Origin of the sequence: Thermopolyspora flexuosa (assembly GCF_006716785.1) — a bacterium.
Lineage (GTDB): Bacteria > Actinomycetota > Actinomycetes > Streptosporangiales > Streptosporangiaceae > Thermopolyspora > Thermopolyspora flexuosa.
In genome coordinates this window covers 2,846,941-2,871,993 of the sequence record NZ_VFPQ01000001.1, presented here as the reverse complement: position 1 = coordinate 2,871,993, position 25,053 = coordinate 2,846,941, and the positions used below count along the sequence as shown (strand labels likewise).

Genomic DNA, 25,053 nt, shown 5'->3' with positions numbered 1-25,053 from the left:
GCCGGGGCCGCCTGCTGGGATGCTGGGGGCATGCCCGCTCCGCTGTGGATCGTCTCCGGACCGCCGGGCGCGGGGAAGTCGACCGTGTGCGAGCTGCTGCTCGCCCGGCTCGACCCCGTCCCGGCGCTGCTCGACAAGGACACCGTGTACGGCGGCTTCGTGGCGGCGACGCTCGCCGCGTACGGCAGGCCGGAGGGGGAGCGGGAGGGCCCCTGGTATGACCGGCACGTCAAAGTGCACGAGTACGCCGGGCTCACCGCGACCGCCCGGGAGATCCGGTCCCACGGCTGCCCGGTGATGCTCACCGGGCCGTTCACCAGCCAGGTGCACGACGCCGAATCGTGGCGGCGGTGGGTGGAGGAGCTCGGCGGCGGCGAGGTGCACCTGCTGTGGGTGCGTTCCGACGGGCCCACCCTGCGGCGCAGGCTCGTCGAGCGCGGGCTCGCCCGGGACGCCGGGAAGCTCGCGAACTTCGAGAACTTCCTGCGGGCGATCCGGGTGGACGAGCCGCCGGTCGTGCCGCACGTCGAGATCGACAACCGGCTCGGCGCGCCGCCGCTGGCCGAGCAGATCGACCGCTGCGTGCGCGCCTGGAGCGCGGCGCGTCCCTGAGCCGAGGCCGTACCTGCGAGACCGCCTCGGCCAGGTGGGCGCGCCGGACCCGGCGGCCAAGGCGGCGGCCGGAGGCGCCGGGCCGTAACGCTCGCGCGGGTCAGGCCGCCGAGTGGACCGGCACCGCGCGGGCGCGGGCGATCAGGGCGCGGGCCGCCGGGCTCACCGGGCCGGACGCGCGCCACGCGAACGCGAGGCGGCCGCGCAGCGCGGGCGGGTCGATCCGGACGACGCACAGCCGGTCGGCGTGCGCCTCGGCGACGACCCGGGGGAGTACGGCGACGCCGAGCCCGTGGGCGGCGAGCCGGGCGAGCATCCCCGGATCGGCGGCCTCGAACGCGATGCGCGGCGCGAATCCGCAGGCGGCGCACGCCTCGTCGAGCCGGGCCCGCACCCCGGTGCCCGGCGGCAGGCAGATCAGCGCGTGGCCGCGCAGCTCGGCGAGCGGCACGACCTCGCGGCCGGCGAGCTCGTGGCCGGGCGCGACCGCCGCCACGATCGGCTGCTCCTCGACGACGTGGATCTCCACCCCCGGTGGCGTGTCCTCGCCGATGCTGACGATCGCGGCGTCGAGCCGCCCGCCGCGCAGGTCGTCCAGCAGCCGGTCGGTGGTCGCCGTGGTGAGCGTGATCTCGACCCCGGGGTGGTCGCGGTGGAAGGCGGCGAGCAGGCCCGGCAGGTCGACCCCGTGCGCGGTGACCGTGCCGACCGCGACCCGCCCCCGCAGCAGCCCGGTGAGCTCCTCGACCGCGAGCCGCGCCCCCGCCACCGCGGCGAGCGCCGCCCGCGCGTAGGGCAGCACGGCCTCGCCGGCCTCGGTGAGCCGTACCGTGCGGCCGGACCGGTCGAGCAGCTCCGCGCCGAGCTCCCGCTCCAGCCTGCGGATCTGCGCGCTCACCCCGGGCTGGGCGACGCGCACCCGCTCGGCGGCCCGGGTGAAGCTCGCCTCCTCGGCCACCGCGAGGAAGTACTCGAGCTGCCGCAGCTCCATAACCATCGATTCTAGATCAGAGAAGAAACCTCTATTGGACTTATAGATCCTGGTCGCCGCACCCTGGAGGGGAGTGGAACCGCACGACAGGAGCCCACGATGACCAGGACATATGAGCCCGCCGCCACCCCCGAGGACATCGCCCGGCTGTTCGTGGAGCGGGCGAACGCCCGGGACGCCGACGGCCTCGCCGAGCTGTACGCGCCGGACGCCGTGCTCGCCTACCCGCCGGGCTCGGTGACCGTCGGCCGCGAGGCGATCCGCGAGGTGCTGGCCGGCATGCTCGAGCACGCCCCGCTCCCGTTCCCGGTGGAGGAGCCGCTCCCGACGATCCGGTACGGCGACCTCGCCCTCACCTCGACCCGCCCCGCCGACGGCACCGGCGGCCGGGTGCAGGTGGCGCGCCGCCGCCCCGACGGCGCCTGGGAGCGCGTCATCGACCGCCCGGAGACGCCCGCCGGCTGAGCCGCCGCAGCCCCATGGGAAGGCCCCGCGCGACGCCGCGCGGGGCCTTCTCGCGCCTCCGCGGCGGTGGCGCATCGTGCCTGGTGAGGCGGCGTCATCAGGGATTTCGCATGCGCCAGGTGGCGCAATCCACCCGTTATCCCCTTTTCCCTACCGGATAGATAGGCTTATGTCCGCCGAGAAGGGGAGGTGGACATGAGCGGACTCGCCGCGGCCCGGCGGCGCCGCGCCGACCGGGCGCGGCAGGTGGCCGACCTGCTCCGCGGGGAGATCGTGCGCGGACGGTTCCGCAACGGGCGGCTGCCCCGCGAGGCGGTGCTCGCCCGCGAGTTCGGCGCGTCCCGCAACACCGTGCGGGCCGCGCTCGGCCTGCTGCGCGACGAGGGCCTGGTCGACCGGTGCCCGGGCATCGGCACCACGATCGCGGCCGAGAAGTACCCGCACGGCCTGCACCGGCTGCTCGGCCTCGCCGAGACGCTGCACGAGCACGGCGTGGTGACCAACCAGGTCCGCACCATGACCCTGATGGAGCCGCCCGCCGCGGTACGGCAGCGCCTCGGCCTCGCCGACGGCGAGCAGGTGGTCTACCTGGAACGGCTGCGCCGCCTCAACGGCCTGCCGCTCTCCCTCGACCTCACCTACCTCGTTCGCGACGTCGGCGAGCCGCTGTTCGACGCCGACCTGGAACACAACGACATCTTCGTGCTGCTCGAGCACATCGCCGGGCGGCCGCTCGGCATGGCCGAGCTGACCCTGGAGGCCGTCAACGCCGACCCGCACACCGCCTCGGTGCTCGAGGTGCCCCGCGGCGCGGCGCTGCTCATGGTGGAACGCCTCACCCACCTGTCCGACGGCCGCCCGGTCGACCTGGAGTTCGTCCGCTTCCGCGGCGACCGCCTCACCATGCGCGGCCACCTGCGCCGCTCCGGCGACGAGCACCCCGCCTGACCACGCGGACCCCACCGCGACACGACGAAGGAGTAGCAGGCATGCCCCTGGTCAACCAGCGGGTCGAGGTCCCGGTGACGATCGACGAGGCCCTGTGCATCGAGGGCTGCACGCTGTGCGTCGACGTCTGCCCCCTCGACTCCCTGGCGATCAACGAGGAGACCGGCAAGGCGTACATGTACGTCGACGAGTGCTGGTACTGCGGGCCCTGCGCCGAGCGCTGCCCGGTCGACGCGATCACCATCAACATCCCCTACCTGCTGCGATGAGGACACCCCCGATGAGGACGACGCTGCGCGCGCTGCTCGCCACCGCCCTGCTCGCCGCGGCCGCCGGATGCTCGGTGCAGGACGCGGCGGGCGACGGCGACAAGGTCAAGGTGGTCATCGGCTACCAGTCGAAGACCATCAACACCGTCACCGCCGGCACCCTGCTGCGCTCGTTGGGCCTGCTGGAGAAGCGGCTCGGCGACCGGTACGTCGTCGAGTGGCAGGACTACGACACCGGCGCCCCGATCACCGCGAAGATGGTCGCCGGGAAGATCGACATCGGCTCGCTGGGCGACTACCCGCTGCTCATCAACGCCTCGCGCACCCAGGCCGCGGCCGAGTCGGCCCGCACCGAGTTCGTCTCGGTCACCGGCTACAACCTGCACGGCGGCCTCAACATGGTCGTCGTACCGCCCGGCTCGAAGGCGCGCACCCTCGCCGACCTGAAGGGACAGAAGATCTCCGCGAGCGTCGGCTCGGCCGGGCACGGCACCCTCGTCCAGGCGCTCGAGCGGTCCGGCCTCGACCCCAACGCCGACGTCGAGGTGGTCAACCACCAGCCGCCGGTCGGCGCCTCCCAGCTCGAGTCGGGCGGCGTGCAGGGGTACGCGCAGTTCGTCGCCTGGCCGGGGCTGCTCGCCTACCAGGACAAGGCCCGCCTGCTGTTCGACGGCTCGGCCCTGCAGGTGCCGACCTTCCACGGCGTGGTCGTCCGCAAGGCGTACGCCGAGCAGCACCCCGAGGTGGTCGACGCGTTCCTACGCGCCCAGATCGACGCCACCAGGTACCTGCACGAGCACCCGGTGGAGGCGGCCGAGTCGGTGGCGAAGGAGACCGGCCTGCCGCCCGAGGTCGTCTACCTCTACAACGGCCGCAACGGCATCGCCACCTTCGACGTCACGCTCAAACAGCCGCTGGTCAAGGCGCTCGAGCACGACATCCCGTACCTCAAGCGCATCGGCGACGGCTTCGAGGGCGTGGACCTCGGCAGGTTCGTCAACGACTCCTACCTGCGCAAGGCGTACGGCGCGGGCTACGACGCCGACGTCGCCTCCACCGAGAACCCGGCCCGCATCACCGGCCGGGACGAGGTGTGCGGCGTGGACGTGACCGACCCGCGCACCGCCTCGGAGATCTGGGTGTCCGGCACCACCACGGTGCCCGCCGCCACCCCGACCTGCCTGCTGCGGCGGCTCGCCGCGCACGACGGCCCGGTGCGCGCCGCGTACGTCCCGGACACCGTGACCGGCACCCACTGGTTCGCCGACAAGGCGGTCTGGCTGCACGACCCCGGCGGCGACGAGCACCACCGGTTCCTGCCGTTCACCACCCAGGAGGGCGCGGACGCCTACCGCAAGGAACACCCGAAGACCGAGCCGATCTCGTACGCCGAGGCGCTCAAGGCCGCGGCGGAGGGTGAGGGCCGATGACCGCGGTGCGCACCGCCGGGCCGCGGGCCGGGCTCGACGTGCCCGCCCCGGCAGAGCCGCCCCGGCCCCGCGCCGGGTGGCGCGGCTGGGCGATCCGGATCGCCTCGCCGCTGGCCGCGGCCGGGCTGTGGCAGCTGCTCACCGTCACCGACGCGCGGATCTGGCTGCGGTTCGACCGGCTGCCCTCGCTCGACGAGATCGCCGCCGAGTTCGCCGCGCAGCTCGCCACCCGCGTCTACTACCTTGACCTGCTGCAGAGCCTGATCCGCATCCTCACCGGGTTCGGCATCGCCGCGGTCGCCGGCGTCACGGTCGGCGTGCTGATCGGCCGGTCCCGCCGGGCGGGCGACGTGCTCACCCCGCTGCTGGAGGCGGTGCGGCCGATCCCGGCGATCGCCCTGGTGCCGATCGCGATCCTGCTGTTCCCCACCGACGAGCAGGGCATCGTGTTCATCACCTGCACCGCCGCGTTCTTCCCGATCATGGTGAGCACCCGGCACGCGGTGCGCGCGCTGCCCACGCTGTGGGAGGACGCGGTGCGCACCCTCGGCGGCACCCGCCGGCACGTGCTCGTCAACGTGGTGCTCCCGGGCGTGCTGCCCGGCGTGTTCGGCGGCCTGTCGATCGGCATGGGCGTGTCCTGGATCTGCGTGATCTCCGCCGAGATGATCTCCGGCGACTTCGGCGTCGGCTACCGCACCTGGCAGGCGTACACGCTCGTCGACTACCCGGCCACCGTGGTCGGCATGATCACCATCGGCGCGCTCGGCTGGCTCACCTCGGCGCTGATCGAGCTCGTGGGCCGCCGCGCCACCCGGTGGCTGCCCCGCGCCGCGAAGGAGGGCCGGGCATGACCACGGCCACCACCGCCGCCGCCGGGCTGCGGCTCACCCTGGAGCGGGTCACCCTAGGCTACGGCCGCGGCGGCGTGCTCCGCGACGTCGACCTGGAGATCGAGCCCGGCGAGATCCTCACCGTCGTCGGCTCCTCCGGATCCGGCAAGTCCACCCTGCTGCGCGGGCTCGCCGGGCTGCTGCCGCCGTACCGGGGGCGCATCCTCGCCGACGGCGCGGAGGTCACCGGCCCGTCCCCGGACCGGGCGATGATCTTCCAGGAGGACGGGCTGCTGCCGTGGCGCACCGTGCTGCGCAACGTGGAGCTGCCGCTCGCCATCCGCAAGGTGCCGAGGGACGAGCGCCGCCGCGCCGCCCGCGAGTGGATCGCCCGGGTCGGGCTCGCCGGCTCCGAGGATCGGCTGCCCCGCGAGCTGTCCGGCGGCATGCGCCAGCGCGTCCAGCTCGCCCGCGCCCTCGCCGCCGCGCCCCGCGCGGTGCTCATGGACGAGCCGTTCGGCGCGCTCGACGCGCAGACCAGGGCCGAGATGCAGCGGCTGCTGCTCGACGTGCTGCGCGACACCTCCGCCACCGTCGTGTTCGTCACCCACGACGTCGACGAGGCGCTGCTGCTCGGCCACCGGATCGCGGTGATCACCTCCGACGGGGTCCGCATCCTCGCCGAGGCCACCCGCGAGCGCATCGTGAAGGAGCTGTGATGGACATCCCGCGGATCGACGACCGCACCCACCTCGACTGCGACGTGCTCGTCATCGGCGGCGGCACCGCGGGCACCATGGCCGCGATCACCGCCGCCGAGCACGGCGCCCGGGTGCTGCTGCTGGAGAAGGCCCACGTACGGCACAGCGGCGCCCTGGCCATGGGCATGGACGGCGTCAACAACGTCGTGGTGCCGGGCAAGGCCACCCCCGAGGACTACGTGGCCGACATCACCCTCGCCAACGACGGCATCGTCAACCAGCGCACCGTCTACCAGACCGCGACCCGCGGCTTCGCCATGGTGCGCCGCCTGGAGGGCTACGGGGTCAAGTTCGAGAAGGACGAGTACGGCGAGTACGCGGTGCGCCGGGTGCACCGCTCGGGCAGCTACGTGCTGCCCATGCCCGAGGGCAAGGACGTCAAGAAGGTGCTCTACCGGGTGCTGCGCCGCCGCGACATCCGCCAGAAGGTGCGCATCGAGAACCGGGTGATGCCGGTGCGCGTGCTCACCGCGGGCGGCCGGGCGGTCGGCGCGGCAGGGTTCGACACCCGCAGCGGCCGGTTCGTCACCGTCGCCGCGGGCGCGGTGATCCTCGCCACCGGCGCGTGCGGCCGGCTCGGCCTGCCCGCCAGCGGCTACCTGTACGGCACCTACGAGAACCCGGCGAACGCCGGGGACGGCTATGCGATGGCGTTCCACGCCGGGGCCGAGCTGTCCGGCATCGAGTGCTTCCAGATCAACCCGCTGATCAAGGACTACAACGGCCCGGCCTGCGCGTACGTGGCCAACCCGTTCGGCGGCTACCAGGTGAACAACCGCGGCGAACGGTTCGTCGACTGCGACTACTGGTCCGGCCACATGATGGCCGAGGTGGCCCGGGAGATCGCCTCCGCCCGCGGGCCGATCTACCTCAAGACCACCCACCTGCCCGAGGAGACGATCCGGGCGCTGGAGAACATCCTGCACACCACCGAGCGGCCCACCCGGGGCACGTTCCACGCCGGGCGCGGCCACGACTACCGCACCCACGACGTGGAGATGCACATCTCCGAGATCGGGCTGTGCGGCGGCCACTCGGCCTCGGGCGTGTGGGTGGACGAGAACGGCGCCACCACGGTCCCCGGCCTGTACGCCGCGGGCGACCTGGCCTGCGTGCCGCACAACTACATGATCGGCGCGTTCGTGTACGGCGACCTGGCCGGCGCGCACGCCGCGGCCCACCACGCCGGGCCCGCCGACGGGCTGCCCGAGGACCAGATCGCCGCCGCGCACGAGCTGATCTACCGGCCGCTGCGCAACCCGGACGGGCCGCCGCAGCAGCAGGTCGAGTACAAGCTGCGCCGGTTCGTCAACGACTACGTCGCCCCGCCGAAGACCGCCGCCAAGCTGGAGATCGCGCTGGAGACGTTCGAGCGCATGCGCGGCGAGATCGCGGCGATGGGGGCGCGCACCCCGCACGAGCTGATGCGCTGCGCCGAGGTGGACTTCATCCGCGACTGCGCCGAGCTCGCCGCCCGGTCCTCGCTGGTGCGGGCCGAGAGCCGGTGGGGCCTCTACCACGAGCGGGCCGACCTGCCCGAGCGGGACGACGCCAACTGGCTGTTCCACCTCAACGTGCGGCGCCGCCCGGACGGCGCGATCGAGTTCGTCAAGCGGCCGGTCGAGCCGTACCTGGTGCCGGTGCCCGGGTTCGACCCGGTGCCCGGCGAGGTCGAGGTGATCGCGGTGCACACGCCCGCCGCCGCCACCCGGGTCACGGCGCGCCGTACCGAGCGGACCGCGGTCGGCCGGTCGCCGCGCATCCTCGAGCTCAACCGGCTCGCCGAGGAGCAGCCCACCCTCGACCGGCTCCGCCCCTATCTCGCCGACCCCGACCACAAGGTACGGCGGGCCGCGATCGCCGTGCTCACCGAGACCGTGCCCGACGGCGCGGCCGAGGCGCTGGTGGACGCGCTCGGCGACCAGCACGGCACGGTACGGCGGGCCGCGGCGGCCGGGCTGAAGGAGCTCGTCGAGGTGCTGCCCGCCGACCCCGCTCTGGCCGGGCGGCTCGCCGAGCGGGCGGCGGGCCCGGACGCGGTGGTGCGGGCCACCGCCCTGCAGGTGCTGCGGGCCCGCGGGCTCGGCGGCCGCGAGGTGTTCGCCGCGCGGCTGGGCGACGACGACCACCGGGTGCGCATCGAGGCGATCCGCGGGCTGGTCGCGCTCGACGAGGCCGACCTGGTGGCCGCGGCGGCCCACGACGGCTCCCGCGAGGTGCGGGTGCAGGTGGCGCGCGGCCTCGGCCTGATCGGCAAGCCCGCCCCGGTGCTGCGCACCCTCGCCGCCGACCCCGATCCGCTGGTGCGCGCCGCCGCCCTCGAGGCGGCCGGGACGATCGGGCAGCCGCTGGTGGCCGAGGCGCTGGCGGCGCTGCGGGACGAGGCCTGGCAGGTGCGGGTCGGCGCGGTGCGCTGCCTGGCGGCTGCCGACCCGGAGGCGGCGGTGGGGCCGCTGCTCGGCGCGCTCGCCGACGCCAACCTCGACGTGCGCAAGGCGGCCGTGCTCGCGCTCACCCCGTGGGCGGCGCGGCCCGAGGTGGCCGCCGCGCTGCGGGACGCCACCACGGACTCCGACGCCGACGTGCGCGCGTACGCCCGCCGCGCCCTCGCCGGCTGAGGCCGGTCCGGCGCGGCGGGCCGGGGCACTACTTCGTGGTCTCGGAGCGGGCGGTGGCGGCGGACGCCGGGCCACCGCCCTCCTCCGGGACGAGGTCGAGGGTCTCGCGGAGCCGTACCCGGGGGAGGAACAGGGCGGCGACCAGGCCGACGGCGGCGATGCCGACCGAGATGAGGAAGATGTGGCCGGTCGCGTCGCCGTACGCGGTGCGGACGACGACCCGGATGGGCTCGGGCAGGGCGTCCAGGTTGAGGGTGCCGCCGGTGCTCGCCGAGCCGGTGGCCTTGATGCCCAGCTTGGCGAGGCCCGCGGCGATGTCGTCGGCGACCCGGTGGGCGAGGACCGAGCCGAGCACCGACACGCCGATCGTGCCGCCGAGGGAGCGGAAGAACGTCAGCGCGCCGCTCGCCGCGCCGAGCTCGTGCAGCGGCACGGTGTTCTGCAGCACGAGCATGAGGTTCTGCATCGACAGGCCGACGCCGATGCCGACGAACGCCATGGCGACCATGATCTGCCACATCGGCGTGTCGTGGTCGATCGTGGACAGCCCGGCGAAGCCGAGGCAGAGCGTGACCAGGCCGGTGATGATGTAGGACTTCACCGCGCCGCTGCGGGAGATCATCCGGCCGGAGATCGTCGCGGAGAACAGGGTGCCCGCCATCATCGGGATGGTGAGCAGGCCGGCCTCGGTCGGGGAGTAGCCGCGGCCGATCTGGAAGTACTGGCCGAGGAAGACCGCGCCGCCGAACATCGCCATGCCGACCGCGAGGCTGGCGAGGATGGACAGGGCGGGGACCCGGCGGACGACGATGCGCAGCGGCACCACCGGCTCGGGCACCCGCGACTCCACGAAGGTGGCGAGCGCGAGCAGCAGCACGCTGCCGCCCACCATGGCGCCGGTCTGCCAGGAGATCCAGGCGAACCTGTCGTCGACGAAGGTGACCCAGATCAGCAGGATGCTCACGCCGGCCGCGATCAGGGTGGCGCCCAGGTAGTCGATGTGCACGTCGGGCCGCCGCCGGTCGGCCAGGTGCAGGGTCTTGGACAGCAGCACGAAGGCGACGACGCAGAACGGGACCGACACCCAGAAGCACCAGCGCCAGCCCACCGAGGAGTCCGCGATCACGCCCCCGAGCAGCGGGCCCCCGACCGTGGCGACGGCCATCACGGCACCGAGGTAGCCGTTGTACCGGCCGCGCTCCTTGGGGCTGATCATCGCGCCGATCACCACCTGGACCAGCACCTGCAGGGCGCCCATGCCGAGGCCCTGGATCACCCGGAAGGCGATGAGCTGCCCGGTGTCCTGGGCGAAGCCGCAGGCGAGCGTGCCGATCGTGAACAGCGCGATCGCGACCTGGATCAGCAGCTTCTTGCTGAACAGGTCGGCCAGCTTGCCCCAGATCGGGGTGGCGGCGGTGCCGGAGAGCATGGCGGCGGTGACCACCCAGGTGTACTGCGCCTGCGTGCCGTTGAGCGAACCGACGATCTGCGGCAGCGCGACCGACACGATCGTCACGCTGATCATCGATACGAACAGGACGAGCAGCAGGCCGCTGAGTGCTTCGAGCGTCTCCCGGCGCGACATCGGCTCCGGAGGCGCTGACGTGGCCGTGGGTGCGCTCACGTAGTGACCTCTCCTTGATCTTTTCGTGTTACGCACTCCAGGATATATGCTCATTGGGAAAACTTGCGCATTGTGCAACCTTTTGCTCAGTACACTGGCTCGATCATGGACCGACCTTTGGGTCTGCGGGAACGTAAGAAGGCCGAGACGCGGCGGGCCGTGCACGAGGCCGCGCTGCGGCTCACCGCCGAGCTCGGCCTCGACGCGGTCACCGTCGAGGCGATCGCCGACGCGGCGAACATCTCCCGCCGGACCTTCTCGAACTACTTCGCGAGCAAGGAGGACGCGCTCCTCTACGGGGAGGAGCAGCGCTTCCGGGAACTCGTCGAGCGCGTCCGCGCCCAGCCGCCGGACCTGCCGCCGTGGGAGTCACTGCGGGCCGCGGTCGACGAGATGGGGAAGGTGCTGGGCGAGCCGGACCGTGCCTCGGTCATGCGCATCCGCCTCGCCAAGCGCCACCCGTCGGTGCTCGCCCGGCAGCTCGCGATGCTGTCGAACCTGGAGCGCGAGCTCGCCGACGCGATCGCCGACCGCCCCGGGCGCGGTGCGGCCGCCCGCGTCCAGCCCCGGGTGATGGCGGCGGCGTTCATCGCCGCGCTGCGCCTCGCCGGCCAGCTGTGGGCCGACCAGGAGGAGCGCAGCCTGCACCAGGTGATGAACGACCTGCTCGACCAGTTCGCGCTGCCGTTCACCGGCTGAGCCTCGGCCTTCCCGGCCCTGCCGCGACCGGTACCGGCCGCCGTGCCGTACGGGCGCTACGGGCGCGGGTCAGCGGCCGCGGCGGCGATCCTTCCGGCCCGCGCGGCGGCCGCCGTTCCCGTTCGGGTGCGCGCCGTTCGACGCGCCGTTCGGCACCGATGCGGCCGTCGCCATCGCGTCGGCGAGCTCCCGCCCGTCGGTCCCCGCCGCGGCGCGCAGCTCGCGGATCTCGGCGCGCAGCTCGGCGATCTGGGCGAGGATCACGTCCTCCATGGAGTGCTCCCTCTTGTGCTCCTCCTCCATCGCGCTCACCACGACCGCGATGAAGAGGTTGAGCACCACGAAGGTGCAGACGAGGACGAACACGATGAAGAACACCCAGGCGAGCGGGTGCTCGGCCATGACCTCCCGGGCGATGTCGCTCCAGGCGTCGCCGGTCATCATCTGGAACAGCGTGAACAGCGACGTGGGCAGGTCGCCGAAGAAGTCCGGTGCGGTGCGCGAGTACAGCTTGGTCGCCATCACCGCCGCGACGTACAGCACGAGCCCGAGCAGCAGCGCGATCGAGGCCATGCCCGGGATCGCGCCGAGCAGCGCGGCGACCACGCGCCGCAGGCTCGGCACCACCGAGATCAGCCGCAGCGCCCGCAGGATGCGCAGCGCCCGCAGCACGGTCACGCCGGTCGTCGGCATGAACGAGATGACCACGATGGCGAGGTCGAACAGGTTCCACGCGTCGGTGAAGAACCGCAGCCGATAGACGTAGATCTTGGCGAGCAGCTCGGCCACGAAGACGTAGAGGGCGGCGTGGTCGATCACGTACAGGACCTCGCCCCACCGGTCGACCACCGTGGGCGAAGTCTCCAGCCCCAGGGTGATCGCGTTGATCACGATCACCGCGACGATCGTCCGCTGGAACCAGCGCGCCTCCACCATCCGGCGGATCCGCTCGCGAAACGGCACGCTTCCCCCCTCATCCCATGAATGCGGAAGATCATAACGAACCACCGCATCCCGTCTTCGCCATTCGGCGCGACACGCGAAAGGCCGCCCTCGTGGGATTCCGGAGGGCGGTGCGCGCCGTGCGGGGGGAGTCGTGGGGAGGTCGGGCGTCCGGCCTGGTCAGGTGCCCGGGCGGGGCGGGCCGAAGGGCTCGATGCGCGGGTCGGCGTGCACGCCCTCGCCCTCCTCGGTCAGGGCCTCGGGGCGCACCCGGCGCGCCGCCTCGTCGCTGACCCGCACGCCGTACAGCCCCGTCGCGGGGTCGAGGGGCACCAGCCCGTAGCCGGCGTCGACGTCGTCCTCGGACAGCCCGAGCTTGCGGGCGGCCGCGGCGAGGGTCGCGTCGCGGGGAAGCCGGACGGTCATCAGGACCATGCCCTCACGGTACCCCGGCCCGGCCCCGCTGCCCAGAGGCCCGGACGGGCTCAGACCCGCCGCGCCTCGAGGCGGCGCAGCGCGGCGAGCACCGCGGGCGGGTTGAGGATGCCGTACCCGTAGTCGTAGTCGAAGCCGATGTCGCTGCGGTCGTCGGCGGTGCGCTGGAGCAGGGTGCGCAGCTCGGCGGGGGAGAGCCGACTGGCGGGCCAGCGGGTGCGGATCGCGGCGACCACGCCCGCGGCCACCGGGCAGGCCGCCGAGGTGCCGGAATCGGGGGAGTCCGGGCCGTACACCTGGGAGCCGGAGAAGTGGGTGTACGCGCACAGGTCGGGCTTCTGGTCGCTGAGCCTGCCGGGGCCCTGCGAGGAGTAGCCGACCCGCTTGCCCTCGACGTCGACGCCGCCGACGCTGATCACCTGGCCGTGCGAGTTCGCGCCGACGATGGGCCGCTCGGGGAAGGCGCACCGGCCGTCCGGGCAGTCCCGGCCGCAGTTGCCCGCGGCGAACAGCACGTCGGCGCCGGCCTGCTCGAGGCTGCCCACGATGATGTTGAACGGGTGCGCGGGGTTGTCCGAGTAGTTCCCCGGGTGCCCGACCGGGAAGTCCCAGCGCGGCGAGAACGAGCCCCAGCTGTTGCTCACCACCAGGGCGCGGGACTCCTCCGGCATCGCCTCGAGCACGGTGCGCAGGTGCGCGAACGCGGCCACCGCGTCCGACAGCAGGCCGTCGATCGCCGACCCGCCCGGGCGCTGTGACAGCAGCACCGGCAGGTCGAGCAGGGTCGCGTTCGGCGCCGCGATCAGCGCGTCGAACGCGCACATCGTGCCGTGGTCCACCCAGGCCTCGCCGGGCCGCTCGCTCACCCCCTCCGGCACCAGGCTGCGCTCGGCGTCGAGACGCACCTCGCGGCCGAGCACCTCGCGCAGATGGGCGAGGTTGATCCCGGTGTCGAGGATCGCCAGCGGCACCCCGGACCCGTCGCAGCCCTCGGCGCGCAGCCCGGCGGTGTCGAGCAGCTCGGCCACCCGCTGCCAGTCGCCGACCGGCGGGTCCCCGGCGCACACCAGCCCGGGGGCGATCACCGGGTCGGCGAACACGCCCGCCACCTGCCGGTGGGCCACCGGCAGCAGCGCGGTGCGGGTGGTGATCTCGTCGTCGCCGATCTCGCCGCGCACGAGCACCGTGGCGTCCTGCGGGGCCATGGAGAAGGCCACCCGGCGCAGCGACAGCGGATCGCCCCCGCGGGGCACCGGCCGGGGCACGGCGATCGGCGGGAACGACTCGTCGAGCACCACGCCCGGCAGCCGGTCGGCGACGTCGGAGGCCGAGGTCGTCACCTCCGGGTCGGCGACGGCGGCCACGACGTCGGGCTCAGGGCGCAACTGGATCATGACCCGCATGGGACACCACCACGAGGTGAGGGGAGTCGGACGGAGCCAAGATTCGTCCATCCGCCCGGCCGCCGTCCAGTAGGCGAAACCCGGCGAGCGTGCCGATCAAGGTGTAAGCCCGGCAAAAATCCGCGGCCAATTTCGGCGGGCGCGCGGTTGCGGGGACGCGGCCCCGGTACGGCGAGGCGGCCGGACCCGCCCGCCCGGGTGGGCGAGGGACCGGCCGCCGTGCGGTTCGCGGTGAGGTCAGGTCAGGTTGCAGGCCTCCTCGATCGACTGGGCCCCCTCGTTCGGGGTCGGGCTGCGGCGCGGCACCGCGGTGCGCTGCTGCTGCGCGGCCGTGGGCGAGGCGCTCGCCACCGCGTTCGTGCCCGGGGTGGCCGACGGGGTGGCCCCGGCGCCCGCGGCCACCGAGGAGCCGCCGGAGGGCGCGGCGCCCGGGCTCGGGGTGGCGGTCGCCCGGGCCTGGGCGGCACGGCCGGACCGGGCCGACTCGACGATCGCCCGGCGGGTGAGCCGGCGGATCTTCTGCCAGTCCGGGTTGCCGGTGTAGATGGTCGGCGGCACGAACGGCAGGCTGGTGATCTTGGCGTTCTTCACCTTGAGCGCGAGCGGGACCAGGTGCTCGAGCAGATCACGCGGGATGTCGGTGCGGAACATGCGCTTCGCCGCACCGGCGATCTTGTTGAAGTTGGCGAGCACCACGCTCGGCGTGGCCTGCTGCGCCAGGGCGCCGATCACGCACCGCTGCCGGGCCATCCGGTCGAAGTCGTCGCTGCCCACCCGGGACCGGCCGTACCAGAGCACCTCCTCGCCGTTGAGCCTGCGGTAGCCGGCCCGGATCGTGCCGGCAGTGCCGTACAGGCCGCCCCACTTGATGTCGCGCTGCACGTTGATCCGCAGGCCGCCGATCGCGTCGATGAGCGCGGCGAAGCCGTACATGTCGACGAGCGCGTAGTAGTCGATCTTCAGGCCGAGCGTGTGCCCGATCGCGTCCTTCAGCGCGTGCCAGCCGCGGTACCGGCCGCCGCGCTGCACCTCGGGGTGGTTCTCGGTGTAGTACCAGACCTCGTTGAGCAGGCCCTGGCCGGAGTCGCCGAGGAAGCCGTTGGGGAACTTCTCGGCGAGCGGGCTGGTCTTGGGGAAGCGCACGTACTGCAGGTTCCGCGGCAGGCTGAACAGCACGGTGTTGCCGGTGCGGGTGTCGACGCTCGCCACCATCATCGTGTCGGTCCGCACGCCCTCCCGGTTGCCCGCCGCGTCGCCGCCGATGAGCAGGAAGTTCACCCGGCGCCGCCCGGCCCACGGGTCGTGCGCCTGGATCGGCGAGGCGGACGCCTCCGGCTCGGTGGGGAAGATGTCGTTGGCGACGTCGCGGGCGGTCTGCACGGTGGTGGCGGTGAAGCCGAACGGCAGCATCACCACGACGCACAGCAGCCCGACCGCGATGCCCGAGATGATCTGGCCGTCCCGCGGCAGCCGCTGCGGGCGCAGCGAGATGTAGGAGTGGAACAGCAGCGCGAACCAGGCGAGGGCGAGCACGATCGCGATGACGGTGATGCCGATGAGCGTGCTCTCCTTCACCGCGAAGCTGCCCAGCCCCGCCAGGCCGCCCCGGGTCACCGCCACGATCGCGGCGGTGACGGTCAGCAGGAGGAGAGAGCCGAAGACGATCAGGATGGCGAGGCCGAGGCGGCGCCGGCCCGCGCGCAGGTGCGCGATGCCGGGCAGCACCGCCGACAGGGCCGTCCAGCCGATGACGGACGCGGTGGTCGGCGCCTTGGCGAAACGGGGAGGTCCGCCCGGTTTCGGTCGGTCCGGGCTCTCTTCCTCGCCGCCGGTCTCGGCGGATTCGGCCGGTGCTCGCCCAAGGCGTGTGGTCAACACCGCTCCCTAACTGTGTCGCGGCCGCGCTGTCGGCCGTGGGTGCCGGCTGTGGGGCACCGGGGCGGGCCAGGCGCGGGCGGCCGGGCACGCGCATGCCCGGCCGGGAGCGCCCGGCTTGCCCCTAGATGTACGCGGCCGACCTGGCCAAACCCTGATAACCGTCTCCGTGAGTTCACGGAATGGGGAGGATTCTAGCCCTCATATCCGGACAACATCGACGGAAGGGCGATATCTTGCGATCATCCGGTAACCCGAAGGTCAGGCGTCGCCGCAGGCCGGCCGCGTGACGGCGCCCGCGCGGCCTACGAGACCGCCGAGGCCGAGGCCCGCCAGGTGTTGCACTGCCGGGCGTTGTTGTGGTCGAACCCCATCCGGAACCACCGCAGGTTGTTGGCGGGGGAGCCGTGGTCGCGCGGATACCCCGGCTGGTCGCCGACCCGCGAGTGGAAGTAGTAGAGGATGTTCCGGCCCTGCGACGTCACCGGGTAGCTGGGGGCCGCCGCGCGCATGAACATCCCGGCGAGGCACGTCGCCTGGAGCTCGAGCCGGCGGCTCAGCGCGAGCCGCGTGCTCTGCGAGGTGGACTGCAGCGTGCGCTGCCACCAGGCGTCGGTGAGCCCGGCCAGGTACTGCACGTGGTGGCCGTACTCGTGTGCCATGATCGCGGTGAGCGCGCCGTGCCAGGAGGTGACCGTGCTGTACCCCGGCATGTTGCCGAGGCCCCGGGTCATCGCCGAGGTCGACGCGTAGATCGTGGTGTTGCGCGGGCAGTAGTAAGGGACGATGCTGCCGCGCGGCGGGTAGTCGCCGCAGGCGCCCCGGCCGCGGACCGCGGCGATCGCGTACCCGGGCGGCATGTGCGGGATGCCGACCTTGCGCAGCGAGGTGGCCCACGCGCGGTTCATGCACCGGGCGGTGCGCAGGAACAGGCTCTTCACCTGGGCGTGGCTGCCGATGTTCACCGACCCGGCCGGGCAGCTCACCGTCGGCAGGCGGCCCGCGCGGTAGAGGCTGTTGTTCTGCAGCGACCGGTTCACCGCCGGGGTGCGCTGCACCTGGGTGGGCTGCCGCTCGGCCTCCCGCGTCGCCTCCGCGGTCCGGTTCGGCAGGTCGATGTTCGGCGGGCTGTACGGCGCGGGCGTCGGCGGGGTGAACGTGAAGCTCGGCGTGGGCAGCGCCGACACCGTGTCCGGGCCGTCCTCCTCGCCCAGCAGGTTCGCGCCGATGACGAGCAGCACGAGGATGCCGGCGAGCACGCCGAGGAAGCCGCCGATCGCCGCGCTCGCCCCGGTGCCGCTGCGCCGCCGGGCGTGGTGCGGGGCGCCGAGGGGGTGGGCCGCGGGCGGGTACGGCCGGGGCGGCATGGGCGGGCGGGGCGGCGTGCCGACCGGTCCCGGCGGCGGATAGGGCGGCCGCGGCCCCGGCGGGTACGGCCCGGCCCCGTGCGGCCCGGGTGGCGGCGCGGGTGGGCCGCCGTACCCCTGCGGCGGAGGCGGCGGCGCGTAGGGGCCCGCGGGACCCGGCTGCGGCGGCATGCCCTGGGGCGGCATGCCCGGCGGCGGGCCCTGCGGCGGCATCGCGGCCGCGAAGCCGCCGCCCGGCGGCGGTGCGGACGGGCCGGGCGTCAGGCGCGGGTCACCGCCCGGCGCCGCGAACGTGTACGAGAGCGTGTTCCCGTCGGTAGGGCCCGGACCGGAAATCCCCCCCGGTTGTGGTCCGTTCCAGTCGGGATTCGGCGAATGCGGCGGCGGGTGAGGTCCGTTCGTCGCCACGTCGTTTCCCCCCTTCTGAGATCCCTACTGCGGATCTTTACCGAATTTGGGGCAAAACTGTACCGATTTCCCTCCTGTCACGGATGTCGCATCAGTTAATTACGCGGAGTAATCGAGCGAGGTGATCTCCGCGATGTTCCGGAAACGACGGGGGAATCTGTCCTAGCTTCGTTCCATGAATCTGCAGCAGCTCCGATATGTGGTCGCCACTGCGGAGCACCGCACGATGACCGACGCGGCCAAGTCGCTGTATATCGCGCAGCCCGCGCTCTCCCGTGCGATCCGCGATCTGGAACGCGAGCTCGGCATGACGCTGTTCGCCCGTTCCGGGCGGGGCGTCGTCGTGACGCCGGAAGGGCGAAAGGTCGTGCGTCTCGCCCGCGAGGCGCTGGGCGCGGTCCAGCAGATCGCGGACCTGGCCGCGAGCGTCTCCGGCGGCGCCGGTGCCGAACTCCGCATCGCCACCACACCCGCCCTCCAGCCCGGGCTGGCGAGGGTCCTGGTGCCGAGGTACAACGAGGAGCACCCGGCCGTCCGCGTCGTGCCGGTCCCGTGCGAGGGCCGGGACGCCGTGGTCAACGCGATCCGCAGGCAGCGTGCCGAGCTCGGGCTCACCGACCTGCCGGTGCCCCCCGACCTGGTCGGCCGCCCGGTGAAGTGTCAGGAGATGGTGCTCATCGCGGCGGCGGATTGGAACCTTCCAGAGCCGGTCCCGTTGTCCCGTCTCAACGGGATGAAGCTGATCCTGCCCCCTCCGGGAACCCCCCGCCGCAGGGAGCTGGACCAGCTTCTCGCCCACCACAGGGTGGTCCCCGCGCCCGCCCCCGAGCCCGACGAGCGGATCGGCTGGGTCGGGGCGGTGCGCTCCGGGCAGGCCGCGCTCCTCGGTCACCGCGGCCTGTCCGAACAGGCGAAGCGGGCCGGTCTCGCCATCCGGTCGCTCGATCCGCCGATCCGCAAGGTGATCGCGATCGTGCACGCCCGGCGCCGGCTCCCCACGGCCGCGCAGAACTTCCTGGCGCTCGTGGAGCGGGGCTCCGCCGCCTAGCCCCGCCTCCCCCCGGAGCCGCCCGGGGCGGGTCCGCGGAGCCGGTCGATTTTGGACCGTTTCAAGACCCTCTGGGCATGGTCCGCCGGTACGGCGGAGGCCACCGGGTGCCGGGTGGGAGGATGTGACCGACGGGGCGGCCGTTCCGCGCCGAGGCCGTCCCGTCGATCCGGTCATGCCTCGCCACGGCGCGCGCGGCAGGCCGTACCTTGCCGCACTTTCACCGCCTGTGCCGGGACCGCGCCGCACGCCGTACGGCTCCGCCGTGCCGTTCCTCCGATGCGCCCCGGGGAAATTCCTCTTCCTGTCGATCTTCCTACCGGCCTGATCGGTGTGATGGCAGAATTGCCCAGGCTTTCGTAACACCAGCGGTTTGGGGTGTTTGTCGCCACTGGGGCCGCGGCCACACGGGCGCACCCCGGGTGCTCGTTCGCGAGGTGGTGGAGATGCGGCACGTATTCGGCCTCCTGGGCGGCGTCCTGCTCACGGCGGCCCTGCTGGTCGGCACGGGCTGGGCCGGGCACGCCATCGCGCAGCGGGCCCCGGAGGATCCCACCTTGCTCAACCAGCAGCAGGTGCTCATCGGCCTGGGCGTGCTGGCGGTCGTCGGCCTGATCCTCGGCGTGGTCATCGCCACCCGCGTGTCGCCGTTGGCGGTGTTCGTGCCGTCGATCGTGCTGCTCGCCTGGACCGTGGTGTACGTCCTCGACGTCGACCGGGCGATGAGCCTCGCCCCGGTCGCCGGCAACCTGCCGCAGGACCTCATCCTGGCCGGCCGTGGCATGCAGGCCCTGCTCACCTCGGGCGTCTATCTGATGCTGGGCATCGCGCTGTTCATCCCGGTGCTCATGCCGTCGCGGTGGGCGCGCCCGGACGAGGACGAGGACTACGACGAGACCGAGTCCTATTTCTGACGTCCCGCTGATCGGCGTCCTGGCTCCTGGCGAGTTGCCTTCAACGTCTTTTTTGGGCTTTTCTCGCCGCATTTACCGGTGTTGTCCGGTAACCGGCGTCCTGAGCTTTGGTGTGCCCTGATGTCCCTGCTGGACGCCGGTGTCGCGGCCGATGGCCGTACCCGGATGCGATCTTCGCCTAGGGGATATTCGGCCTACGTCTGGCACAGGTGGCATTTCGCCATCAAGCACTGCTTTTCATTACATCGTGACCTTACTTTGAGGAGATAATCCGCTTACCTTTCGATGCCGATTGTCACCGGCAGGCCACCCACGGCATCGGGCCGGGCCAGAGTGTCCAGAGCGGGACACCCGTCCGGAGAGAGGTCGACATTCCCGATGGCGCGTGGCGGAACAGGCCCCGGCGGCATGCCCCCGGGCGTGGGCCCGCTCACGGCCGGGGATCCGGTGGTCATCGGCCGATACCCCCTGCTCGGCCGCCTGGGCAGCGGGGGCATGGGCGTGGTGTACCTCGCCGAGCACCCGGAGGGCGGGCTCGTCGCGGTGAAGACCCCGCACAGCGTCCACCTCCTCGACCCCACGCTCCGGGCGCGGTTCGCCCAGGAGATCGAGTTCTCCCGGCGGGTCGTGCCGTTCCAGACCGCCGCCGTCATCGAGGCCGGCATGGACGGGGACCGGCCCTACCTCGTCACCGAGTACGTGCCCGGCCCGGCGCTCTCCCAGGTGGTCGCCGCGCGCGGGCCGCTCGACCCCGGCCTCGCGTACGGCGTGGCGCTCGGCGTGGCCGCCGCGCTGCTCGCCGTGCACGACGCGGGCCTGGTGCACCGCGACCTCAAGCCCGCCAACGTGCTGCTGTCCCCGGCCGGGCCGTACGTGATCGACTTCGGCATCGCGACCGACGTCGACGTCGCCACCGCGTACACGCAGGCGGGGCGGATCATGGGCAGCCCCGGCTGGGTCGCGCCCGAGCGGCTCACCGGGGGCCGGGCCACGCCCGCCGCCGACGTCTTCTCCTGGGGCTGCGTGGTCGCCTACGCGGCGACCGGGTCGCACCCGTTCGGCACCGGGGACGCCGACGTGCTCGCCCGCCGCATCATGCTCGAGGAGCCGCGGCTCGGCGCCGTGCCCGACCTGCTGCGCGGCACGGTCACCGCGGCGCTGCGCAAACGACCCGGCGAGCGGCCCACCGCGCGGGAGCTGCTCGGCGCGCTGCTCGCCGCGGGCGGCGTGGGCGCGCCGGGCATCGCCCGCGACGCCGACCTGCGCGCCGCCGTCGCCGAGGTGCTGCGCAGGGTGTGGCGGCCGGTGCCCTATCCCGGCCCGGACGGCGAGCACGCCGAGGGCGGGACGGCCCGCGGCACGCGGCACGGCGCCACCCGGGGCCGCCGGGTACGGCGCGGCCTGCCCGCGGGCACGTGGCACCGCGGCCGCGGCAACACCCTGCTCGCCGCGGTCACCGCCGCCTCGCTCACCGCGTTCACGCTCGTCATGGTCAACGACGGCCTCCGCGTCCACCTCGTGCCGGGCACCCCCGAGCGCATGCCGTACGTGGTGCCGGGGAGCGCCACCCCCGAGCCCGCGGGCGAGACGCGGACCGGACGGCCGGTGCGGCCGCGGGCGGTGCCGAGCCGCACGCGGCCCGGGCGGCCCGCCGCGAACCGGCCCGAGACCGGCCGGGCCCGCAGGGTCGGCGGGGCCGGGGAGCCCGGTGGCGAGCGGACGCCGCGCGCGCGCCGCCGCGCCACCCGGCCGCCCGCGCTGGACGTGCCCGCCGCGCCCACCCGGCCGCCGCGCAACGAGTGGCTGCCGGACATCGCGGAGTCGCCGATCGTCAGGCCGCCGATCGTGCCGCGGCCGACCAGGGGCGAGGAGCGGCCTCCGTGGTGCCGGGGCCGGGGCGGCCCGTGCGGCAGGCCCACACCGACCGGGGCGCCGCGCCCGACCGGCGGCCCCACCCAGACCCCCGGCCAGGGGACCGGTGCGCCGGACCCCGGCCCCTCCCCGTCCGCGACCCCCACCGCGCCGGAGGCGCCGGCGTCCGGCTCCGGCCCCGCCTGAGCCCGCACCCCGTCCCGGGCCCGCGCCACCCCGGGCCGGGCGGGGTGCGGCCGTGCGGCCCGGGACGCGAAACGGCCCGGCCGGGAAAGTCCCGGCCGGGCCGGTCGCCTGGGAGCCAGCTCAGAATGGCGACGTCGGTCGAAGCGGTGTGGCGAGCCCGAGGACCGTCAGTGCGCCGTGACGAACTGCTCCTCCTCGGTGGAGCCCTTCAGGGCCGTGGTCGAGGAGTCGGGCGAGATCGCCGTGCTCACCAGGTCGAAGTAACCGGTGCCGACCTCGCGCTGGTGGCGGGTGGCGGTGTAGCCGCGCTGCTCGGCCGCGAACTCGCGCTGCTGCAGCTCGACGTACGCGGTCATGCCCTCGTGTGCGTACCCCTGGGCGAGCTCGAACATCGAGTAGTTGAGCGAGTGGAAGCCGGCCAGGGTGATGAACTGGAACTTGTACCCCATGTGGCCGAGCTCGCGCTGGAACTTGGCGATGGTGGAGTCGTCCAGGTGCCGCTTCCAGTTGAACGAGGGCGAGCAGTTGTAGGCGAGCATCTTGTCCGGGTACTCGGCCTTGATCGCCTCGGCGAACTCCTTCGCCACGGTGAGGTCGGGCGTGGAGGTCTCCATCCACAGCAGGTCGGCGTACGGCGCGTAGGCGAGGCCGCGGGCGATGCACGCCTCGATGCCGTTGCGCACCCGGAAGAAGCCCTCGGGGCTGCGCTCGCCGGTGAGGAACTTCTGGTCCCGCGGGTCGATGTCGCTGGTGAGCAGCGTCGCGGCCTGGGCGTCGGTCCGCGCGATGATCAGCGTGGGCACCCCGCAGATGTCGGCGGCGAGCCGCGCGGCGTTGAGCGTCTTGATGTGCTGGGAGGTGGGGACCAGCACCTTGCCGCCCAGGTGGCCGCACTTCTTCTCGGACGCGAGCTGGTCCTCGAAGTGCACGCCCGCCGCGCCGGCGGCGATCATCGCCTTCATCAGCTCGAACGCGTTGAGCACACCGCCGAAACCGGCCTCGGCGTCGGCCACGATCGGCGCGAGCCAGTAGGTCTGCCGCTCACCGCCGTTCGGCGAGTCGGCCGCCTCGGCCCAGGCGATCTGGTCGGCGCGCAGCAGCGCGTTGTTGATCCGGCGAACCACGGCGGGCACCGAGTTGGCCGGGTACAGGCTCTGGTCCGGGTAGGTGTGGCCGGCGAGGTTGGCGTCCGCCGCGACCTGCCACCCCGACAGGTAGATGGCCTTCAGACCCGCCTTCACCTGCTGCACGGCCTGGTTGCCGGTGAGCGCGCCGAGCGCGTGGACGTAGTCCTCGGTCTTCAGCAGGTGCCACAGCCGCTTGGCGCCGAGCCGGGCGAGAGTGAACTCCTCCTGGATGGAGCCGCGCAGCCGGACAACGTCCTCGGCCGTGTAGGTCCGTTCGATGCCCTTCCAACGCGGGTCGGTTTCCCACTCTCGCCGCAGCTCGTCTGCGGCCACCTTGAGGCGATCATTCATCGGTTACTCCCTCTGGTCGTCCCCTGGGGCCTGTTTCGAGTGTGTGTACCGGCGAGTCACTACATCAAGGTGACCAGTGCAGAAGGAGGGACTTTCTTCTCTAATCGGAAAGATCGTGCCGTCTTCGACGGAGAAGAACTGCGAAGTTTCTGCTGTGGACTAGACCAATTCCATGTGACGGCGATCACTTTGTCGATCAATCCGCCGTGGCCAGGCCGGGTCGGCGGGCGCGGCGGGCGGGGGGTGGCGGGGGAGTGCGGCGGCGAGGGGCGGGCCGGGACGGCCGGACCGGGGGTGCGAGCCGGCGGGCGGCGGTACGGCGTGCCGGGGCCGCCCTCGGCCGGTGCCGAGGCCGTCCTCCGGCTAGAAGAAATCAGGATTTTTCGCATAAGATCCCTGCATGGGGTCGTTGGTGAGCGAAGAACCGCTTTCTTTGACGCAGGAGCTGGACCTCCTGGCGTTCGGCCAGCGCCTGCGCCACCTGCGCAAGCAGCGCGGGCTGACCCTGTCCGAGCTCGGCGAGCGCGTCTCCAGGGCGCCGAGTCAGCTCTCGCTGCTGGAGAACGGCAAACGCGAGCCGAAGCTGTCGCTGCTGAAGTCGCTCGCCGCCGCGCTCAACGTACCGGTGGAGGAGCTGCTGCGCCGGCAGCCGCCCAACCGGCGGGCCCAGCTCGAGATCGCGCTGGAGGAGGCGCAGCGCGACCCGATCTACCAGAGCCTCGGCCTGCCGAAGCTGAAGGTCTCCGCGCGGGTCCCCAACGACGTGCTCGAGCACATCCTCGCCCTCTACGAGGAGCTGAAGGCGCGCGCCGCCAAGGGCACCGCCACGCCCGAGGAGGCGCGGGTCGCCAACGCCGAGCTGCGCCGCCGCATGCGCGAGCAGGGCAACTACTTCGCCGAGATCGAGAAGGCCGCGGCCGGAGCGCTCGCCGCGGTCGGCTACCGCTCCGGCGCGCTCTCCCAGAGCATGGTGATGGCGCTGGTCAGCCACTTCGGCTACACCGTGCACACGGTGCAGGACCTGCCCCGCTCGGTCCGCGCCATCATGGACCTGCGCAACCGGCGCATCTACGTCAAGCACCAGCAGGTCGGCATGCACAGCCCGCGCACGATCCTGCTGCAGACCCTCGGCCACCTCGTGCTCGGCCACCGCAAGCCGCGGGACTTCGCCGACTTCCTGCGCCAGCGCACCGAGGCGAACTACTTCGCCGCCGCCGTGCTCGTGCCCGAGCAGGCGGCCGTGCCGTACCTGAAGGAGGCGAAGCAGAACCGGGCGCTGTCGGTGGAGGACCTGCGGGACGTTTTCGCGGTCTCCTACGAGATGGCGGCGCACCGGTTCACCAACCTCGCCACCCACCACCTCGACCTCACCTGCCACTTCGTGCGCAACGACGCCGAGGGCATCATCTACAAGGCGTACGAGAACGACGGGATCGTGTTCCCCGCCGACGAGCAGGGCGCGATCGAGGGGCAGCGGCTCTGCCAGCAGTGGGCGGGCCGGCAGGTGTTCCGGTCGCCGGACCGGTTCTCGGTCTACTACCAGTACTGCGACGCGCCGACCGGCACGTACTTCTGCGTGGCGCACGTCGACCCGTCGCGGGAGCGCGACTTCGCCATCACGCTCGGCGTGCCGTACAAGGAGTCCCGCTGGTTCCGCGGCCGGGAGACCACCCTCCGCACCAAGTCGAACTGCCCCACCGGCGACTGCTGCCGCCGCCCGCCCGCCGAGCTCGCCCAGCGCTGGGAGGGCTACGTGTGGCCGTCGGCCCGCGCCAACTCGCACGTGCTCGCCGCGCTGCCGCCCGGCTCGTTCCCCGGCGTCGACGACACCGACGTCTACACCTTCCTCGAGCGCCACTCGCAGGACTGACCGCG

The 25,053-nt window shown here is 73.1% G+C and carries 21 protein-coding genes; 13 read left to right on the top strand and 8 right to left on the bottom strand.

Going from position 1 to position 25,053, the window contains the following annotated elements:
* Positions 1–30: 30 nt before the first annotated feature.
* The gene (locus FHX40_RS12165; protein WP_142259708.1) at positions 31–612 is read left to right on the top strand and encodes a P-loop nucleotide/nucleoside kinase family protein; all 582 of its coding nucleotides are present in this window, start codon (positions 31–33) and stop codon (positions 610–612) included.
* A 100-nt stretch (positions 613–712) separates the two neighbouring features.
* Here the strand turns inward: FHX40_RS12165 and FHX40_RS12160 are convergent, their stop codons facing one another.
* The gene (locus tag FHX40_RS12160; RefSeq protein WP_142259707.1) at positions 713–1,603 is read right to left on the bottom strand and encodes a LysR family transcriptional regulator; all 891 of its coding nucleotides are present in this window, start codon (positions 1,601–1,603) and stop codon (positions 713–715) included.
* A gap of 99 nt (positions 1,604–1,702) precedes the next feature.
* On the opposite strand from FHX40_RS12160, the gene FHX40_RS12155 reads away from it, so the two are divergent.
* From FHX40_RS12155 to FHX40_RS12125, 7 genes are all read left to right on the top strand, one after another.
* Positions 1,703–2,068 carry a YybH family protein gene (locus FHX40_RS12155; protein ID WP_142259706.1) on the top strand — a complete coding sequence of 122 codons (366 nt, stop codon included), beginning with the start codon at positions 1,703–1,705 and terminating at the stop codon, positions 2,066–2,068.
* Positions 2,069–2,263: 195 nt separating this feature from the next.
* Positions 2,264–3,016: a GntR family transcriptional regulator gene (locus FHX40_RS12150; RefSeq protein ID WP_142259705.1), complete on the top strand. Its 753-nt coding sequence runs from the start codon at positions 2,264–2,266 to the stop codon at positions 3,014–3,016.
* Between the two features lie 41 nt (positions 3,017–3,057).
* On the top strand, positions 3,058–3,285 hold the full coding sequence (locus FHX40_RS12145) for a 4Fe-4S dicluster domain-containing protein (protein ID WP_142259704.1): 228 nt from the start codon (positions 3,058–3,060) through the stop codon (positions 3,283–3,285).
* An 11-nt stretch (positions 3,286–3,296) separates the two neighbouring features.
* Positions 3,297–4,715 carry an ABC transporter substrate-binding protein gene (locus FHX40_RS12140; protein WP_142259703.1) on the top strand — a complete coding sequence of 473 codons (1,419 nt, stop codon included), beginning with the start codon at positions 3,297–3,299 and terminating at the stop codon, positions 4,713–4,715.
* Entirely contained in the window at positions 4,712–5,569 is an 858-nt protein-coding gene (locus tag FHX40_RS12135; protein ID WP_142259702.1) for an ABC transporter permease, read from the top strand. The genes FHX40_RS12140 and FHX40_RS12135 overlap by 4 nt, the downstream gene beginning before the upstream one ends.
* Positions 5,566–6,267, top strand: a complete 702-nt coding sequence (locus FHX40_RS12130; protein ID WP_142259701.1) for an ABC transporter ATP-binding protein — start codon at positions 5,566–5,568, stop codon at positions 6,265–6,267. Before FHX40_RS12135 ends, FHX40_RS12130 begins: the two co-directional genes overlap by 4 nt.
* Complete coding sequence (locus tag FHX40_RS12125) at positions 6,267–8,927, top strand: fumarate reductase/succinate dehydrogenase flavoprotein subunit (protein WP_142259700.1); 2,661 nt, start codon at positions 6,267–6,269, stop codon at positions 8,925–8,927. The genes FHX40_RS12130 and FHX40_RS12125 overlap by 1 nt, the downstream gene beginning before the upstream one ends.
* Positions 8,928–8,955: 28 nt before the next feature.
* Here the strand turns inward: FHX40_RS12125 and FHX40_RS12120 are convergent, their stop codons facing one another.
* On the bottom strand, positions 8,956–10,551 hold the full coding sequence (locus FHX40_RS12120) for an MDR family MFS transporter (RefSeq protein WP_483409803.1): 1,596 nt from the start codon (positions 10,549–10,551) through the stop codon (positions 8,956–8,958).
* A gap of 105 nt (positions 10,552–10,656) precedes the next feature.
* Here FHX40_RS12120 and FHX40_RS12115 point away from each other — a divergent pair, with 105 nt between their 5' ends.
* On the top strand, positions 10,657–11,250 hold the full coding sequence (locus FHX40_RS12115; protein ID WP_142259699.1) for a TetR/AcrR family transcriptional regulator: 594 nt from the start codon (positions 10,657–10,659) through the stop codon (positions 11,248–11,250).
* A 69-nt stretch (positions 11,251–11,319) separates the two neighbouring features.
* On the opposite strand, the gene FHX40_RS12110 is transcribed toward FHX40_RS12115, so the two are convergent.
* The 5 genes from FHX40_RS12110 to FHX40_RS12090 form a co-directional block, all read right to left on the bottom strand.
* Positions 11,320–12,213, bottom strand: coding sequence for an ion transporter (locus FHX40_RS12110; RefSeq protein WP_306465682.1), 894 nt, complete (start codon positions 12,211–12,213; stop codon positions 11,320–11,322).
* A 159-nt stretch (positions 12,214–12,372) separates the two neighbouring features.
* Positions 12,373–12,627: a hypothetical protein gene (locus FHX40_RS12105; RefSeq protein ID WP_142259698.1), complete on the bottom strand. Its 255-nt coding sequence runs from the start codon at positions 12,625–12,627 to the stop codon at positions 12,373–12,375.
* A 50-nt stretch (positions 12,628–12,677) separates the two neighbouring features.
* Positions 12,678–14,021, bottom strand: coding sequence for a S8 family serine peptidase (locus FHX40_RS12100; protein WP_229788240.1), 1,344 nt, complete (start codon positions 14,019–14,021; stop codon positions 12,678–12,680).
* A gap of 246 nt (positions 14,022–14,267) precedes the next feature.
* Positions 14,268–15,905 carry an LCP family glycopolymer transferase gene (locus FHX40_RS12095; RefSeq protein WP_229788238.1) on the bottom strand — a complete coding sequence of 546 codons (1,638 nt, stop codon included), beginning with the start codon at positions 15,903–15,905 and terminating at the stop codon, positions 14,268–14,270.
* Between the two features lie 305 nt (positions 15,906–16,210).
* Positions 16,211–17,272: a neutral zinc metallopeptidase gene (locus FHX40_RS12090; RefSeq protein ID WP_244941594.1), complete on the bottom strand. Its 1,062-nt coding sequence runs from the start codon at positions 17,270–17,272 to the stop codon at positions 16,211–16,213.
* A gap of 583 nt (positions 17,273–17,855) precedes the next feature.
* Here FHX40_RS12090 and FHX40_RS12085 point away from each other — a divergent pair.
* The 3 genes from FHX40_RS12085 to FHX40_RS12075 all read left to right on the top strand — a co-directional run bounded on the left by FHX40_RS12085 (position 17,856) and on the right by FHX40_RS12075 (position 21,700).
* Positions 17,856–18,728: a LysR family transcriptional regulator gene (locus FHX40_RS12085; protein WP_142259695.1), complete on the top strand. Its 873-nt coding sequence runs from the start codon at positions 17,856–17,858 to the stop codon at positions 18,726–18,728.
* Positions 18,729–19,174: 446 nt separating this feature from the next.
* Positions 19,175–19,642: a hypothetical protein gene (locus FHX40_RS12080; RefSeq protein WP_142259694.1), complete on the top strand. Its 468-nt coding sequence runs from the start codon at positions 19,175–19,177 to the stop codon at positions 19,640–19,642.
* A gap of 420 nt (positions 19,643–20,062) precedes the next feature.
* Positions 20,063–21,700 carry a serine/threonine-protein kinase gene (locus FHX40_RS12075; protein ID WP_170198812.1) on the top strand — a complete coding sequence of 546 codons (1,638 nt, stop codon included), beginning with the start codon at positions 20,063–20,065 and terminating at the stop codon, positions 21,698–21,700.
* 167 nt (positions 21,701–21,867) lie between these two features.
* Here the strand turns inward: FHX40_RS12075 and aceA are convergent, their stop codons facing one another.
* Entirely contained in the window at positions 21,868–23,178 is a 1,311-nt protein-coding gene (gene aceA / locus FHX40_RS12070) for an isocitrate lyase (RefSeq protein WP_142259692.1), read from the bottom strand.
* Positions 23,179–23,611: 433 nt separating this feature from the next.
* On the opposite strand from aceA, the gene FHX40_RS12065 reads away from it, so the two are divergent.
* Positions 23,612–25,048 (top strand): XRE family transcriptional regulator, encoded by a 1,437-nt coding sequence (locus FHX40_RS12065; protein WP_142259691.1) that lies wholly within the window; start codon positions 23,612–23,614, stop codon positions 25,046–25,048.
* Positions 25,049–25,053: the final 5 nt, after the last annotated feature.